Origin of the sequence: Knoellia sp. Soil729 (assembly GCF_001427985.1) — a bacterium.
Taxonomy (GTDB): Bacteria; Actinomycetota; Actinomycetes; order Actinomycetales; family Dermatophilaceae; genus Knoellia.
This window is the reverse complement of the sequence record NZ_LMSA01000002.1, coordinates 127,148-141,122: the sequence shown is the minus strand read 5'-3', so window position 1 is coordinate 141,122 and position 13,975 is coordinate 127,148. Positions and strand designations below refer to the sequence as shown.

The following is a 13,975-nucleotide window of genomic DNA, read 5'->3' as shown; positions in this document are numbered from 1 at the left end:
ATGAACGACGACGCAGGACGCCACGGACGGCGGCCGGTCGTTCACCTCAAGGAGAGCCACCATGACGCAGTACATGCTTTCCGTCGTCGGCAACGTCGACGACGCCGTCCCCACGGACGACGAGATGCAGGAGATGTTCGCGACGGTCGGACGCTTCAACGACACGCTCCAGGAGGCCGGCAAGTGGGTCTTCGCCGGCGGTCTCGCGCCGATCACGACCGCGACGGTGGTGGACGCCACTGGCGAGCGCCCCACCGTGACCGACGGCCCCTTCTCGGAGGCCAAAGAGTTCCTCGGGGGCTTCTGGATCATCGAGGCGGCCGACCTCGACGACGCGCTCGACTGGGCCAAGCAGGGCTCGGCCGCCTGCGGGGCCGCGGTCGAGGTCCGTCCCTTCGACGCCGCCTCCCAGTGACCGACTGCACCTGAGCCCGCCCGTGCCCGCCCCCGCAGCCGCTCGTGGTTCGGACGCCGTCGCCGACGTCGTCCGCACCGAGTACGGCCGGGTGGTTGCCGGTCTCATCCGTCGCTACGGCGACATCGGCGTGGCCGAGGACGCCCTCGGCGAGGCCATCGTCATCGCGCTCCAGCGGTGGCCCCGCGACGGTGTCCCGCCCAACCCCGCCGGGTGGCTCACCACCACGGCCAGCCGCAAGGCGCTGGACCACCTCCGTCGCGAGAAGGTGCGCGACGAGAAGTACGCCGAGGCCGCCATGCTCACCGACGACACGCCCCCGGAGGCGAGCGGTCCGGTGAAGGACGACCGGCTCCGGCTGATCTTCACCTGCTGCCACCCCGCGCTCGCCGAGCCGGCCAGGGTCGCCCTGACCCTGCGCCTGCTCGGCGGCCTCACCGTTGCGGAGATCGCCAGCGCCTTCCTCGTCCCCGAGACGACCATGGCCCAGCGCATCACCCGCGCCAAGGGCAAGATCGCCAGGGCCCGGATCCCGTACCGAGTCCCTGCCCCGGACGACCTCGCCGAACGCCTCGATGGCGTGCTCGCGGTGCTGTACCTCATCTACAACGAGGGCTACCTCAGCTCCAGCGGTGACGGTGCCGACCGCCAGGACCTCGCCGACGAGGCCATCAGGCTCACTCGCCAGGTGCAGTCGATCGCGGTCGGCGTCGGCTCACCACCCGAGGTCGACGGCCTGCTCGCGCTCATGCTCCTGAGCCGAGCCCGCCGCCCCGCACGCATCGGCGCCGACGGGCGGTGGGTCACCCTCAGCGAGCAGGACCGGACCCTGTGGGACCTCGGGCTCATCGAGGAGGGCCACGCGCTCGTGCGAGAGTGCCTGCGCCGCAATGCTCCTGGTGCCTACCAGCTGCAGGCCGCGATCCAGGCCGTCCACACCGACACCCTCGAGGCATCGGCCACCGACTGGGGCCAGGTGCTCGCGCTCTACGACCAGCTCGTGCGCGTCCACCCCACACCGGTCGTCGAGCTCAACCGTGCGGTCGCCCTCGCCGAGGTCGACGGGCCCCACGTCGCACTGGCGGTCATCGACGCACTGGAGCTCACGGCATACGCACCATGGCACGCAAGCAGAGCGGAGCTGCTGCGCCGTCTCGGACGTGCGGAGGACGCAACCCACGCGTATGCCGCCGCGATCGCGACCACGCAGAACCCGGCCGAGCGTGCCTGGCTGGCTGCGCGGCGCGAGACCTGACCGACCATCAGGGACAGGAGTACGACTGATTGCCCGTTCGGCCAGTCGCTCGCTGCGCTCGCAGCTGGCCGAACGGGCAATCAGTCGTCCCGGGGGCTACTTCTCGACGCGGAAGCCGAGCTTGATGCCCACCTGCCAGTCGGCGACCTCACCGGACTCGCCGAGGTGGCCACGGATCTGGGTCACCTCGAACCAGTCGAGGTTGCGGACGCTGGAGCTGGCGGAGGCGAGGGCGTTGTTCACTGCCGCCTCGACGCCGTCGGGGGAGCTGCCCACCAGCTCGGAGATGGCGTAGACGTGATCGGTCATGGGGTGTCTCCGTCAGGTCGTGCCGGACGCCGGTCGCCCGGACCCTGCGCCCAACGTAGACCCTAGAATCGGGTCATCATGAGCGAACAGCCCACCTCGTCAGCCAGCAGCCCTCGCCTCCGCGTCGCCCCGTCCCCCACGGGAGACCCGCACGTCGGCACGGCCTACATGTCGTTGTTCAACCTCGCGTTCGCGCGACAGCAGGGTGGACGCTTCCTGCTGCGCATCGAGGACACCGACCGGGCGCGCTTCCGGGCCGACAGCGAGCAGCAGGTCTACGACACGCTGCACTGGCTCGGGCTGACCTGGGACGAGGGGCCCGATGTCGGCGGGCCCTTCGCGCCCTACCGCCAGAGCGAGCGTCTCGACACCTACCGACCCTACGTGGAGCGTCTGCTCGCCGACGGCAAGGCGTACTACTGCTGGTGCTCGGGGGAGCGCCTCGCCCAGATGCGCGAGGTCCAGCAGAAGACCAAGCAGCCCACGGGCTACGACCGTCTCTGCCACGGCAAGACCCGCGAGGAGCGGGCCGCCCTGCCCGGTTTCACCGACAAGGACCCGGTCGTGCGGATGTTCATCCCCGACGACGCGCCGCTGACCTTCGAGGACCTCATCCGTGGCACCGTGTCGGCACCGCGTCCCGATGACCAGGTCATCCTCAAGGCCGACGGCTTCCCGACCTACCACCTCGCCGTCGTCGTCGACGACCACGAGATGGGCATCACCCACGTCGTCCGCGGCGAGGAGTGGATCAGCTCCACGCCCAAGCACGTGCTGCTCTACCAGTGGCTCGGGCTCGACCTGCCGAAGTTCGCGCACATGCCGCTGCTGCGCAACACCGACAAGTCCAAGATCTCCAAGCGCAAGAACCCTGCGGCGCGGCTCACGTGGTTCCGCGAGGAGGGCTACCTGCCCGAGGCGCTCGTGAACTTCCTGGCGCTGCTCGCCTACCCGCCGATCCTCGAAGCGGACGGCACCGAGCGCGAGGTCTTCACGTTCCGCGAGTTCAGCGACGGCTTCGACTGGAAGAAGGTCAACCCGGTCGGCCCGATCTTCGACCTCAAGAAGCTCGACTGGCTCAACGGCGTCTACCTGCGTGAGCTCGAGCTGGGCGACTTCACGTCGCGCCTGCTGCCCTTCCTCGAGCGTGACGGTGTGCTGTCCGGCAACCCGTCGCTCGGCGAGCTCGGCCGGCTCAAGGCGGTGGCCGAGCTCATCCAGACACGCATCGCCCACCTCACCGAGGCCTCGGCGCTCGTGCGCCCGTTCTTCGTCGCCGACGACGCCCTCGAGATCGCCGAGGACGCACGCGGTCAGCTCAAGGACGACGCCGGGCAGGTGCTCGACGCCGCGCTGGCCGCTCTCGGTGACATCGACGACCAGGGCACCGGCGTGCTCGGCACGGACAGTGGCTGGAATGCTGCGGCCATCGAGGCGGCCCTGCGGAAGTCGATCGTCGACGGCCTCGGCATCAAGCCGAAGTTCGCCTTCGGTCCGTTGCGCACGGCTGTGTCGGGCGCACGCATCAGCCCGCCCCTGTTCGAGTCGATGGAGATCCTCGGCAAGGCCTCGACGCTCACCCGTCTGCAGGCCCTGCGCGACTCGCTCTGAGCGGTCGAGGGAGCCCGAACACGAGTCGATTTGGGCGTCGGGGGAGCGGCCGGTAGTATCACTCCTCGGTTCACCGGTGGATGAGGTCTTCGGACCACAGCGTCGGTGATACCCCCTTGGGGTATGGTGTAATCGGCAACACTACGGTTTCTGGTACCGTCATTCTAGGTTCGAGTCCTGGTACCCCAGCTTGGTCAAAGCCCCTGTGGCGGAGGCCGATTCGAAAGAACTGCCGTTCTACGGTATTCTTTCACCCGCTGTCGAAGCTCGCTCCGACAGCACAGTCATGGCCCCATTGTGTAGCGGCCTAGCACGGCGCCCTCTCACGGCGTTAGCACGGGTTCAAATCCCGTTGGGGCTACGTACACGAAGTCCCCGCCACCTCCTCGAGGTGGCGGGGACTTCTGCGTGTATGCCGTGGCCTCACCGCGGCGGTCAGGCCGAGTGCTGCTCCTCTGCGGTCTTCGCGTGGCGGGCGAGGACCTCGGTGAGCTTGTTGGCCCCCGCGATCACGGTGGCCGCGTGCAGTCGGCCGGGCTGGCGCGACAGGCGCTCGATGGGTCCGGAGATCGACACGGCCGCGATGACGCGCCCCGAGGGGGAGCGGACCGGCGCGGAGACGGAGGCGACGCCGGCCTCGCGTTCGCCCACGCTCTGGGCCCAGCCGCGCCGGCGCACTCCCGAGAGCGTGGTGGCGTTGAAGGCTGCGCCCTGCAGGCCGCGGTGGAGCCGGTCCGGCTCCTCCCAGGCGAGCAGGATCTGGGCGGCCGAGCCGGCGAGCATCGTCAGGCTGGCGCCGATCGGGATGGAGTCGCGCAGCCCCACCGGCCGCTCGGCGGCCGAGACGCAGATCCGGTGCTCGCCTTGGCGGCGGAACAGCTGAGCACTCTCGTTGGTGTGGTCACGCAGGGCCCCGAGGACGGGCCCTGCTGCCGCGAGCAGGCGGTCCTCGCCGGCCGCGGCGGCGAGCTCGCCCAGGCGAGGGCCGAGCACGAAGCGTCCCTGCATGTCACGCCCGACGAGCCGGTGGTGCTCGAGGGCCACCGCGAGGCGGTGGGCCGTCGGGCGCGCCAGCCCGGTGGCGGTGACGAGCTGGGCGAGGGTTGAGGGGCCGGCTTCGAGGGCGCTCAAGACGATGGCCGCCTTGTCGAGAACGCCGACACCACTGGTGTTGTCCATGTCTTGATACTGCCGTCCCAAGCCGTGAGACGCAAGTTCCCCGGCGCGGCGTGCGTGGAACTCTCGTGGGGAGCGATGTCGCCGACCATGGGGGCGGCGGCGCCACAAACCGTTTCGTGGAGGTGTTGGTCGTGGGCAGGACCCTGGCAGAGAAGGTGTGGGACGCGCATGTGGTGCGTCGCGGCGAGGGGGAGCCGGACCTGCTCTACATCGACCTCCACCTCCTGCATGAGGTGACGAGCCCGCAGGCCTTCGACGGGTTGCGACTGGCCGGGCGACCGGTGCGCCGCCCCGACCTCACCCTGGCGACGGAGGACCACAACGTCCCGACCACCCCGGGGCCGATCACCGACCCGATCAGCCTCACGCAGGTGCAGACGCTCCGTCGCAACTGCGAGGAGTTCGGCATCAAGCTCTATCCGATGGGCGACGCCGAGCAGGGGATCGTCCACGTCGTCGGACCGCAGCTCGGCCTGACCCAGCCGGGCATGACCGTCGTCTGCGGCGACAGCCACACGTCCACCCACGGCGCGTTCGGCGCCCTGGCGTTCGGCATCGGCACCTCCGAGGTCGAGCATGTCCTGGCGACGCAGACGCTGCCGCTCAAGCCGTTCCGCACCATGGCCGTCACGGTCGAGGGTGACCTCCCCGAGGGAGTGACGTCCAAGGACATCGTCCTGGCCGTGATCGCCAGGATCGGCACCGGTGGCGGTCAGGGCTACGTCCTCGAGTATCGCGGCAGCGCCATCCGCGCCCTCTCCATGGAGGGGCGCATGACCGTCTGCAACATGTCGATCGAGGCCGGCGCGCGTGCGGGGATGATCGCCCCCGACGAGACGACCTTCGAGTACCTCAAGGGCCGCGACCACGCACCCCAGGGCGCCGACTGGGACGCCGCCGTCGCCAGCTGGCGCGAGCTGCGCACCGACGACGACGCCGAGTTCGACAACGAGATCGTCCTCGACGCAGCCTCCCTCACCCCGTTCGTCACGTGGGGCACCAACCCCGGTCAGGGCGCACCGCTCGGCGAGAGCGTGCCGGACCCGTCGACGATGGACGACACCGAGCGCCAGTCTGCCGAGCGCGCCCTCGAGTACATGGGTCTGGTCGCCGGCACCCCGCTGCGCCGGATCGCCGTCAACACGGTCTTCGTCGGGTCCTGCACCAACGGTCGCATCGAGGACCTGCGTGCTGCCGCCTCCGTCGTCCGTGGTCGCCAGGTCGCCGACGGTGTGCGCATGCTCGTCGTCCCCGGCTCTGCCCGGGTGCGCCTGCAGGCCGAGGCCGAGGGTCTCGACGCGATCTTCACCGAGGCGGGGGCCGAGTGGCGCCTGCCCGGCTGCTCGATGTGCCTGGCGATGAACCCCGACAAGCTGGCCCCCGGTGAGCGCAGCGCGTCGACGTCCAACCGCAACTTCGAGGGGCGTCAGGGCAAGGGCGGGCGCACCCACCTCGTGAGCCCGCTCGTCGCCGCGGCCACCGCGGTGCGTGGCACGCTTGCCAGCCCCTCCGACCTCGAGCCGCTCGCAACGCCCGTCGTCGACCTGGCCACCCAGGAGGCCTGACATGGATGCCTTCACCACCCACACCGGCACCGGTGTCCCGCTGCGCCGCAGCAACGTCGACACCGACCAGATCATCCCGGCCGAGTACCTCAAGAGGGTGACCAAGTCCGGTTTCGAGGACGGCCTGTTCGCCGCGTGGCGCAAGGACGAGACGTTCGTGCTCAACGACCCGACGTATGCCGCGGGCTCGGTGCTCGTCGCCGGTCCCGACTTCGGGACGGGCAGCTCGAGGGAGCACGCGGTCTGGGCGCTGATGAACTACGGCTTCCGGGTCGTCATCTCCTCGCGGTTCGCCGACATCTTCCTCGGCAACAGCGGCAAGGCCGGGCTGCTCACGGCCCAGTGCAGCCAGGACGACGTCGAGCTCCTCTGGAAGCTCCTCGAGAACGAGCCCGGGACCCCCGTCGTCGTGGACCTCGTCTCGCGCACGATCACGGCTGGAGAGCTCGTCGCCGCATTCGAGGTGGACGAGTACACCCGCTGGCGCCTTCTCGAGGGCCTGGACGACATCTCGCTCACGCTGCGCAACGAGGGTGACATCACGGCATACGAGGGCACCCGTCCGGCGTGGAAGCCCGTCACGATCTGAGCATCAAGGCTCGCGACACGCCGTTGGGGGAGTAAGCAATTCGTCCAGCTGTCCCATCGTCCTGCTTGTGACTGGTGTGGCTGGTGTGACCTGGGTCGTGCGCTCCCGTCTTCCGGGTGACGCCGTGCAGGCCGCTGACCCCTCGACCAATTGTCCTGTGCCACAACGGTGCTGGCCGTGAGTGGGCCGGTGGGCGTCCATCATGCCGCTCGTGGCGCAGGTGGGCCGGGTTCAGTGTGGACCGAGACCAATGGGGTTGCGGGACAACGGAACACGGGCGGAGGTGATGGACTGCACGCCGGGCCGGGCCTACCGTCGAGACAGGTCAGGCGATCGTCTGGTCACACACATCGTCGGTAGTGCCGGCGGCAAACTCGATGGAGAGCCAGTGAACAAGGGAGAACTCGTCCGGGAGCTCGAGAAGCGTCTCGGCAGCCGCAAGGCGGCGACGGAGGCCCTCGATGCGGTCCTCGACACGATCGTTCGTGAGGTCACCAAGGGTGGCAAGGTCGGCATCACCGGCTTCGGCACCTTCGACCGCGTCGAGCGCGCCGCGCGCACGGGGCGCAACCCGCACTCCGGCGCCAGCGTCCGCATCCCCAAGGCGAAGGCCCCGCGGTTCCGCGCCGGTGCCGCGTTCAAGGCCTACGTGAAGAAGCCCTCCACGCTGCCCAAGGCATCGCCGGCCGCCCAGCGCGCGAGTGCAGGCACCGCTTCGGCCGCCGCGAAGGCGGCACCCGCCAAGAAGAACGCGGCCAAGGCCACCCCGGCCACGAAGGCCACGACTGCGGCAGCCAAGAAGGCGGCGACCAAGACCGTGGCCAAGGCGGCACCCGCCAAGAAGGCAGCCACCACGAAGGCCGCCCCGGCCAAGAAGACCGCCACGAAGGCCACCGCCACGAAGGCTGCGGCCAAGAAGACGGCGACGACGTCCGCTGCCAGGACGGCACCCGCCAAGAAGGCATCCGCCACTAAGGCGACCGCCACCAAGGCCACCGCCACCAAGGCGGCTGCCACGAGGACGACGAAGGCTGCGGCCAAGAAGGCTCCGGCCAAGACGACCACTGCCAAGAAGACGGCACGTCGCTGACCGCTGCCTCACCACCGCACACCGACAGGGCCGGCGCCACGGGCGCCGGCCCTGTCGTGTCGGGAAGCGCGTGCCGCTCCTGGCGTGCTCAGCCGGGCGGCCTGCCCCAGGCAGGTGCGTTGCCGAACGGGTTGTCGCAAAAGATGACGCTCCAGTGCAGGCACCCGAGGTCCTCGTCGACGAGCTTGTCGCTCTGGACGGCGACGAGCCAGCCCTGGGTGTCGTCCAGGACGGGGATCTCGCCGACGACGCTTCGCCGCTGCTGGTAGCGCCGGTCGGTGGGCTCGCACCAACGGCTGCCCTCGGCCGCCGGGCCGAGGTAGGTGAGTGCGAGCTGGCTGTCCGAGAAGGCGTCCTGCGCGCCCAAGGAGTCCGCCACCTGGTAGCGCTGGCAGGCGTCGATCGTGAAGGGCCGCGTGCCTGTCTGCACGTGGTCGCCGAGCAACGTGCGCGCCTCGCCCTCCGTGGCGACCTTCCACACGTGGACCGACTCCAGGGAGCAGACCTGGCGGTAGTTCTGCACCATCCAGCCCGCGTCGTCGCTGCTGAAGCCACACTGCTGCGCCACCCAGTGGTGCGTCGGCGGCGCATCGATGTCCCTGGCGAAATCCTGCGCGCGCTCCTGCGAGGTCGGAACCTCCGTCGCGATGCGGGCGGTGAGCTGAGTACTGAGCTCTGCCCGCTTGGCCGTCGCGGAGACCAGTCCGACGAGGTTGACCGTGAGGTAGGCCGTCAGGGCGAGGGCGACAACGGCCGCGATCGCGACGCAGACGAGGCGCACGATGCGCGTGAGGGTCGACACGCGCTCAACCTAGGTGTGTGCCGGACCTCCTCGCCTGAGTACTCGTACGCGGATCAGCGGATGACCTCTCCCTCACCGATCCCCACGATCCACAGACGGGTCACCGTCTCGCCGTCGAGCTCGACACTGACGCGCTGGCCGATGCGCACGTGTCGCAGCGCGCTGTGCGCGAAGACCTCTCCGGGCCACGACACCTCCTGTCCGTCGTCGAGCAGGGCTGAGCCGGAGCCGTCGGGGGAGAAGGTGTGGACGCTGGCTTGCACGAGCCGACGCTATCGCTCCAGAGCCCGTCGCGTGCGCGGGCCCAACGTGAGGTGGCTTGCTGCATGGTGCAGGGAGGCCGCATCGTCGACGTCGTGCCGCAGGCCGGGGAGGTCGAGGTCGAGCCGCACGTGGCCGAGACCGGCGTGACGCGAGGCGCTGTGCGGTCCGAACGCGAGGTCGGGCTCCCCAGCAGCCGTGGTGCCCACCAGAGCGGTGCCGACTCCATCGGCATCGGGCACGAAGAACGTCTCCAGCGTGGACCCGGCACGCAGCGCGGCGCTGAGCTCGTCGGCGTGCAGGGCCGGGTGGTCGCCGAGGAGCACCGCCACGGGGACGCGCTCGGTCGAGTCCAGCGACCTCACCGCGCGCACTCCCGCGAGGCAGGCAGCGTTCAGTCCGCGGCCGGGGTCAGCGACCACAGCGGCGCCCAGCTCACGGGCACGTGCCGCCTCGCCCGGGTCGGACGTCACGACGATGGTCCGGGCGGAGGTCACGACGCGCGCCACCACTGCCAAGGTGTCATGGGTGATCGCCGCGACGAGGTCCTCGTCGTCGAGATGTTGACGCAGGCGCGACTTGCCTGTGCGACCGCCCTTGACGGGGACCACGACGTACCAGCTGGTCTCGCAGGGCGACGGCATGCCTCGATCCTCCAATGCGGCTCGTGCCTGCTCGACATCGCCCCCGCTGCAGACCAAGATGTCCGCAGACCGCACGGCACCGCCGGTGACGCGGTGCCCGAGACGAGAGGCCTGCATGAGGACCGGACCATCGGGCGCCCCTCCGGCATACCGGTTCGTCGTCTCCCTCCTGCGGCCCCCGCTCATGGTGCTGACCCGACGCGAGTGGTCCGGGGTCGAGCACCTGCCCCGTGACCGCGGGTTCGTCGCGGTGGCCAACCACGTCTCGCACATCGACCCCTTCATCTTCGCTCACTTCCTCAACGACGCCGGGATCGTGCCGCACTTCCTCGGCAAGATCGAGGTCTTCCGCCTCCCCGTCATCGGCTCGATCCTCAGGGGCGCCCAGCAGATCCCCGTCTACCGCGAGACGGGTCAGGCGTCCGACGCCTACGGCGCCGCGGTGGACGCAGTCGCGGCCGGGCAGTGCGTCGCGATCTATCCGGAGGGCACGCTCACGAGACAGCCGCAGCTGTGGCCGATGCGGGGCAAGACCGGTGCCGCCCGGGTCGCCCTCGCGACCCGCTGCCCGGTCATCCCCATCGTCCAGTGGGGCCCCCAGGCCGTCCTTGCTCCCTACGGGCATCGCCCGAGCGTGCTGCCCCGCCACACGATGCAGGTCCGGGCAGGCGAGCCCGTCCACCTCGACGACCTCCATGACCGGCCGGTCACGGCCACGGTCCTGGCCGAGGCCACCGACCGCATCATGACGGCGTTGACCCGCGAGCTGGAACGCCTGCGCGGCGAGGAGGCGCCGGCGGAGCGGTTCGACCCCCGTGAGCAGGGGATCACCGTGACCGGACGGCCGCGAGCGACGACGCCGAGCGAACGTTCTGGTCCGCGTGAGCGTGAACTGCCCCCACAATGGGCCAAGGACGACCCCGACGATGTGGAGGACGACGCGTGAGCACTGCAGCCGTGTTCGGCACCGGCAGCTGGGGCACGGCGTTCGCAGCCGTCCTCGCGGACTCCGGGACCGACGTGTCCATGTGGGGCCGACGCGCCGAGGTCGTGGACACGATCAACGCGGGGTGCAACGAGCAGTACCTCCCCGAGCTGCGCCTCTCGTCCCGGATCTCGGCGACCACCGACCCCGCCGAGGCAGCAGCCGGGGCCGACATCGTCATCCTCGCTGTGCCGTCGCAGACGCTGCGCGACAACCTCGTGGCGTGGGGCTCCACGCTGCCGGGTGATGCGGCCGTGGTCTCCCTGATGAAGGGTGTTGAGCTCGGCACCACCAAGCGGATGAGCGAGGTCATCGCCGACGCCGGTGGCGTCGAGCCGGATCGCATCGTCGTCATCTCCGGACCGAACCTGGCCCGCGAGATCGCCGTGAAGCAGCCGGCGGCGAGCGTGGTGGCAGCGGCCGACGAGCGGGTGGCGCAGCGGGTCGCGGACGCCTGCGCCGCGGCATACTTCCGTCCCTACACCGGGACCGACGTCGTCGGGACCGAGATCGCGGGGGCGACCAAGAACGTCATCGCGCTCGCCGTGGGCATGGCCGAGGGGCTGGGGATGGGCGACAACTCCAAGGCCTCGATCATCACCCGTGGGCTCGCCGAGACCACGCGTCTGGGCCTTGCCCTGGGCGCGGAGGCCGTGACCTTCTCGGGCCTCGCGGGCGTCGGCGACCTCATCGCGACGTGCATGTCACCCCTCTCGCGCAACCACAGCTTCGGCGTGCGCCTCGGCCAGGGCATGACCGTGGAGGAGGTCATCGCGGTCACCAAGCAGACCGCGGAGGGCGTGAAGTCCTGCACCTCGATCCTCGACCTGGCGCGCCGCCACGGCGTCGATGTGCCGATCATCGAGCAGGTCAACGCCATGATCACCGAGGGCAAGTCGGCCCAGGACGTCGTGGGCACGTTGCTTGCGCGGCCCCGCAAGGCCGAGACCGGCTGAGACGCCCAGGCGCGTCAGACGGTGCCGAGGGCGGCGTCGAGGTCGCGCCACAGGTCCTCGACGTCCTCGATGCCGACCGAGAGCCGCAGCAGGCTCTCGGGCACGACCTCGGGCTCGCCGGGCTGGCGACGCCGTCGCTCGACCTGGCTCTCGACCCCGCCCAGGCTCGTCGAGTGCACCCAGAGGAGCGTGGCCGCGGCCACCCGCTCCGCCGCGTCGGCGTCACCGGCGACGTCGATCGAGACCATGGCCCCGAAGCCGGGGTAGCGCACCCGCTCCACACCGGCGTGGCCCTCGAGCCGCGACGCGAGCACGGCGGCGTTGGCGCAGGCCCGCTCCAGCCGGACGGACAGCGTGCGCAGTCCGCGCAGGGCCAGCCAGGTCTCCATCGGTCCGGCGATGGCGCCGTGCAGCTGACGGTGGCGACGGATCCGTTCGTGCAGTCCCCGACCGGCATCGTCCGGGCTCGTCACGGTGGCGCCGAGCAGGAGGTCGCTGTGGCCGGACAGGTACTTGGTGGCCGAGTGGACCACGACGTCAGCGCCGAGGGCGAGCGGCTTCTGCAGCAGGGGGGTGGCGAAGGTGTTGTCGACGACGACGAGAACGCCGCGCGCCCGGGCGGCCTGCGCGAGGGTCTCCACCTCGGCGACGTCGAGCAGGGGGTTGGTGGGCGACTCGATCCACAGCATGGCGGCCCCGTCGAGAGCGGCCACCACTGCGCCCGTGTCGGTGATGTCGACGTGCGTGACCTCGACCTCACCGGCCTCCGCGCGATCCGTCAGGGTGACCAGGGTCCCGTTGTAGGCGGCTGAGGGCACGACGACGCGGCCGCCATGGGGCACGAGGGAGAGGGCAGCGGCGACGGCGGCCATTCCCGAGGCGAGGACCAGCGCCTCACCGCCCTCGAGCGACCCGAGCGCCTCCTCGAAGGCGGCCCAGGTCGGGTTGCCGGCGCGCGCGTAGTTCACCGGCCCGTCCGCGTGGTAGGTCGAGGTCAGGGTCAGCGGTGCGCCGACCTGTGCTCCCGGCTCACGGGGCACCCGGCCCAGGGAGACGACACGGGTGGCAGGGCTCAGCTCGTCATGGTCCACGCGAGCGAGCGTATGCCGTGTGCCCGCTTCCGCGAGATAGGGTCCAGAGCGATGAACTCAGACCTCACACCGACAGCCTCCACGGGGAACTCGCCGCGCCGGCTGCGGGTCGCCCTCGTCTTCGGCGGGCGCTCCTCCGAGCACGCCGTGTCGTGCGCCACGGCCGCGAGCGTCATGTCGGCGCTCGACCCCGAGCGCTACGACGTCATCCCCATCGGCATCGCCAAGGACGGCAGCTGGGTGCTCGCCCCCAACGACCCCGAGCCCCTGCGTCTCGCGGCGGGGCACATCCCGGAGGTCGACGGGTCCGGCCCGGCTGTGCTCGTGCCGACGAGCGCCACAGCCCGCCACCTCATCGTCCACGAGCCCGGGGCCGCGCCGCGCGAGCTGGGCGAGGTCGACGTCGTCTTCCCGCTCCTCCACGGGCCCTTCGGTGAGGACGGCACGATCCAGGGGATGTTCGACCTGGCCGACGTCCGCTACGTCGGCTCCGGGGTCACCGCGTCCGCGGTGATGATGGACAAGCACATGATGAAGGTCGTCTTCGCGGCCGCCGGCCTTCCCGTCGGTCCCTACACCGTCATCACCGACCGCCAGTGGCTGAGCGACCCCGAGGCGGCGCTCGATGCCGTCGGTGCGCTCGAGTTCCCCGTCTTCGTCAAGCCGGCCCGCGCCGGGTCGAGCATGGGCATCACCAAGGTCGACGGCCCCGACGGGGTGCGCGCCGCGGTCGAGGCCGCCCGCGAGCACGACCCCAAGGTCGTCGTCGAGCAGGGCATCGTCGGGCGAGAGATCGAGTGCGGCGTCCTCGACGGCCATGGCACCGACGCCCCGCGCACCAGTCCGCTGGGGGAGTGCATCGTGGTGCAGAACCACGCGTTCTACGACTTCGAGGCCAAGTACCTCGCGGCCGACGACATCCGGCTCGAGGCCCCCGCCGACGTCTCACCCGGCATCGCCGAGCAGATCGCCGAGATGGCGGTCGCTGCCTTCACGGCTGCGGGGTGCGAAGGCCTGGCCCGCTGCGACTTCTTCCTCACCGAGTCCGGCGACCTGCTCATCAACGAGATCAACACGATGCCCGGTTTCACGCCGAGCTCGATGTACCCGCGCATGTGGGCCGCGGCGGGCCTGACCTACCCGGAGCTCATCGACGAGCTCATCGCCCTCGCGATGGAGCGCCGCGTCGGCCTGCGGTGAGAACCGCGACCCATTGCCCGTTT

The 13,975-nt window shown here is 70.6% G+C and carries 15 protein-coding genes and 2 tRNA genes; 11 read left to right on the top strand and 6 right to left on the bottom strand.

The window, feature by feature from the left end; all coding sequences use genetic code 11:
- Nucleotides 1-61: 61 nt before the first annotated feature.
- Together ASG74_RS05600 and ASG74_RS05595 are read left to right on the top strand one after the other, a co-directional pair.
- The gene (locus ASG74_RS05600) at nucleotides 62-415 is read left to right on the top strand and encodes a YciI family protein (RefSeq protein ID WP_056139986.1); all 354 of its coding nucleotides are present in this window, start codon (nucleotides 62-64) and stop codon (nucleotides 413-415) included.
- A gap of 22 nt (nucleotides 416-437) precedes the next feature.
- Nucleotides 438-1,670 carry an RNA polymerase sigma factor gene (locus ASG74_RS05595; protein ID WP_056139984.1) on the top strand — a complete coding sequence of 411 codons (1,233 nt, stop codon included), beginning with the start codon at nucleotides 438-440 and terminating at the stop codon, nucleotides 1,668-1,670.
- 96 nt (nucleotides 1,671-1,766) lie between these two features.
- On the opposite strand, the gene ASG74_RS05590 is transcribed toward ASG74_RS05595, so the two are convergent.
- Entirely contained in the window at nucleotides 1,767-1,979 is a 213-nt protein-coding gene (locus ASG74_RS05590) for a dodecin (protein WP_056139981.1), read from the bottom strand.
- Between the two features lie 78 nt (nucleotides 1,980-2,057).
- On the opposite strand from ASG74_RS05590, the gene gltX reads away from it, so the two are divergent.
- The 3 genes from gltX to ASG74_RS05575 all read left to right on the top strand — a co-directional run bounded on the left by gltX (nucleotide 2,058) and on the right by ASG74_RS05575 (nucleotide 3,951).
- Entirely contained in the window at nucleotides 2,058-3,590 is a 1,533-nt protein-coding gene (gene gltX, locus ASG74_RS05585) for a glutamate--tRNA ligase (RefSeq protein WP_056139978.1), read from the top strand.
- A 117-nt stretch (nucleotides 3,591-3,707) separates the two neighbouring features.
- Nucleotides 3,708-3,779 (top strand) — tRNA-Gln (locus ASG74_RS05580).
- Nucleotides 3,780-3,878: 99 nt separating this feature from the next.
- A tRNA-Glu gene (locus ASG74_RS05575) sits at nucleotides 3,879-3,951 on the top strand.
- 74 nt (nucleotides 3,952-4,025) lie between these two features.
- Here the strand turns inward: ASG74_RS05575 and ASG74_RS05570 are convergent.
- Nucleotides 4,026-4,769: an IclR family transcriptional regulator gene (locus ASG74_RS05570; protein WP_009778172.1), complete on the bottom strand. Its 744-nt coding sequence runs from the start codon at nucleotides 4,767-4,769 to the stop codon at nucleotides 4,026-4,028.
- Nucleotides 4,770-4,900: 131 nt separating this feature from the next.
- Here ASG74_RS05570 and leuC point away from each other — a divergent pair, with 131 nt between their 5' ends.
- The 3 genes from leuC to ASG74_RS05555 all read left to right on the top strand — a co-directional run bounded on the left by leuC (nucleotide 4,901) and on the right by ASG74_RS05555 (nucleotide 8,013).
- Nucleotides 4,901-6,334: a 3-isopropylmalate dehydratase large subunit gene (gene leuC / locus ASG74_RS05565; RefSeq protein ID WP_056139975.1), complete on the top strand. Its 1,434-nt coding sequence runs from the start codon at nucleotides 4,901-4,903 to the stop codon at nucleotides 6,332-6,334.
- 1 nt (nucleotide 6,335) lies between these two features.
- Nucleotides 6,336-6,923 carry a 3-isopropylmalate dehydratase small subunit gene (gene leuD, locus ASG74_RS05560; protein ID WP_056139971.1) on the top strand — a complete coding sequence of 196 codons (588 nt, stop codon included), beginning with the start codon at nucleotides 6,336-6,338 and terminating at the stop codon, nucleotides 6,921-6,923.
- A gap of 388 nt (nucleotides 6,924-7,311) precedes the next feature.
- Nucleotides 7,312-8,013, top strand: coding sequence for an HU family DNA-binding protein (locus ASG74_RS05555; protein ID WP_056139968.1), 702 nt, complete (start codon nucleotides 7,312-7,314; stop codon nucleotides 8,011-8,013).
- Nucleotides 8,014-8,101: 88 nt separating this feature from the next.
- On the opposite strand, the gene ASG74_RS05550 is transcribed toward ASG74_RS05555, so the two are convergent.
- From ASG74_RS05550 to cofC, 3 genes are read right to left on the bottom strand one after another with little or no spacing between them, the layout of a single operon-like run.
- Complete coding sequence (locus tag ASG74_RS05550; protein WP_056139965.1) at nucleotides 8,102-8,815, bottom strand: hypothetical protein; 714 nt, start codon at nucleotides 8,813-8,815, stop codon at nucleotides 8,102-8,104.
- 53 nt (nucleotides 8,816-8,868) lie between these two features.
- Nucleotides 8,869-9,078: a hypothetical protein gene (locus tag ASG74_RS05545; RefSeq protein ID WP_056139962.1), complete on the bottom strand. Its 210-nt coding sequence runs from the start codon at nucleotides 9,076-9,078 to the stop codon at nucleotides 8,869-8,871.
- Nucleotides 9,079-9,087: 9 nt separating this feature from the next.
- On the bottom strand, nucleotides 9,088-9,720 hold the full coding sequence (cofC, locus tag ASG74_RS05540; protein WP_056139959.1) for a 2-phospho-L-lactate guanylyltransferase: 633 nt from the start codon (nucleotides 9,718-9,720) through the stop codon (nucleotides 9,088-9,090).
- A 115-nt stretch (nucleotides 9,721-9,835) separates the two neighbouring features.
- On the opposite strand from cofC, the gene ASG74_RS05535 reads away from it, so the two are divergent.
- Together ASG74_RS05535 and ASG74_RS05530 are read left to right on the top strand one after the other, a co-directional pair.
- Nucleotides 9,836-10,666, top strand: coding sequence for a lysophospholipid acyltransferase family protein (locus ASG74_RS05535; RefSeq protein WP_056139956.1), 831 nt, complete (start codon nucleotides 9,836-9,838; stop codon nucleotides 10,664-10,666).
- Nucleotides 10,663-11,661, top strand: coding sequence for an NAD(P)H-dependent glycerol-3-phosphate dehydrogenase (locus ASG74_RS05530; RefSeq protein ID WP_056139953.1), 999 nt, complete (start codon nucleotides 10,663-10,665; stop codon nucleotides 11,659-11,661). The genes ASG74_RS05535 and ASG74_RS05530 overlap by 4 nt, the downstream gene beginning before the upstream one ends.
- 14 nt (nucleotides 11,662-11,675) lie before the next feature.
- On the opposite strand, the gene ASG74_RS05525 is transcribed toward ASG74_RS05530, so the two are convergent.
- On the bottom strand, nucleotides 11,676-12,752 hold the full coding sequence (locus ASG74_RS05525) for a trans-sulfuration enzyme family protein (RefSeq protein ID WP_056139950.1): 1,077 nt from the start codon (nucleotides 12,750-12,752) through the stop codon (nucleotides 11,676-11,678).
- 51 nt (nucleotides 12,753-12,803) lie between these two features.
- Here ASG74_RS05525 and ASG74_RS05520 point away from each other — a divergent pair, with 51 nt between their 5' ends.
- On the top strand, nucleotides 12,804-13,952 hold the full coding sequence (locus tag ASG74_RS05520; RefSeq protein ID WP_056139947.1) for a D-alanine--D-alanine ligase family protein: 1,149 nt from the start codon (nucleotides 12,804-12,806) through the stop codon (nucleotides 13,950-13,952).
- The last annotated feature ends 23 nt before the right edge of the window (nucleotides 13,953-13,975 follow it).

Coding starts and splice junctions, on each gene's coding strand:
- gltX (WP_056139978.1), top strand. CDS start 2,058: ATGAGCGAACAGCCCACCTCGTCAGCCAGCAGCCCTCGCCTCCGCGTC.
- ASG74_RS05600 (WP_056139986.1), top strand. CDS start 62: ATGACGCAGTACATGCTTTCCGTCGTCGGCAACGTCGACGACGCCGTC.
- leuD (WP_056139971.1), top strand. CDS start 6,336: ATGGATGCCTTCACCACCCACACCGGCACCGGTGTCCCGCTGCGCCGC.
- ASG74_RS05520 (WP_056139947.1), top strand. CDS start 12,804: ATGAACTCAGACCTCACACCGACAGCCTCCACGGGGAACTCGCCGCGC.
- ASG74_RS05590 (WP_056139981.1), bottom strand. CDS start 1,979: ATGACCGATCACGTCTACGCCATCTCCGAGCTGGTGGGCAGCTCCCCC.
- cofC (WP_056139959.1), bottom strand. CDS start 9,720: ATGCCGTCGCCCTGCGAGACCAGCTGGTACGTCGTGGTCCCCGTCAAG.
- ASG74_RS05570 (WP_009778172.1), bottom strand. CDS start 4,769: ATGGACAACACCAGTGGTGTCGGCGTTCTCGACAAGGCGGCCATCGTC.
- ASG74_RS05535 (WP_056139956.1), top strand. CDS start 9,836: ATGAGGACCGGACCATCGGGCGCCCCTCCGGCATACCGGTTCGTCGTC.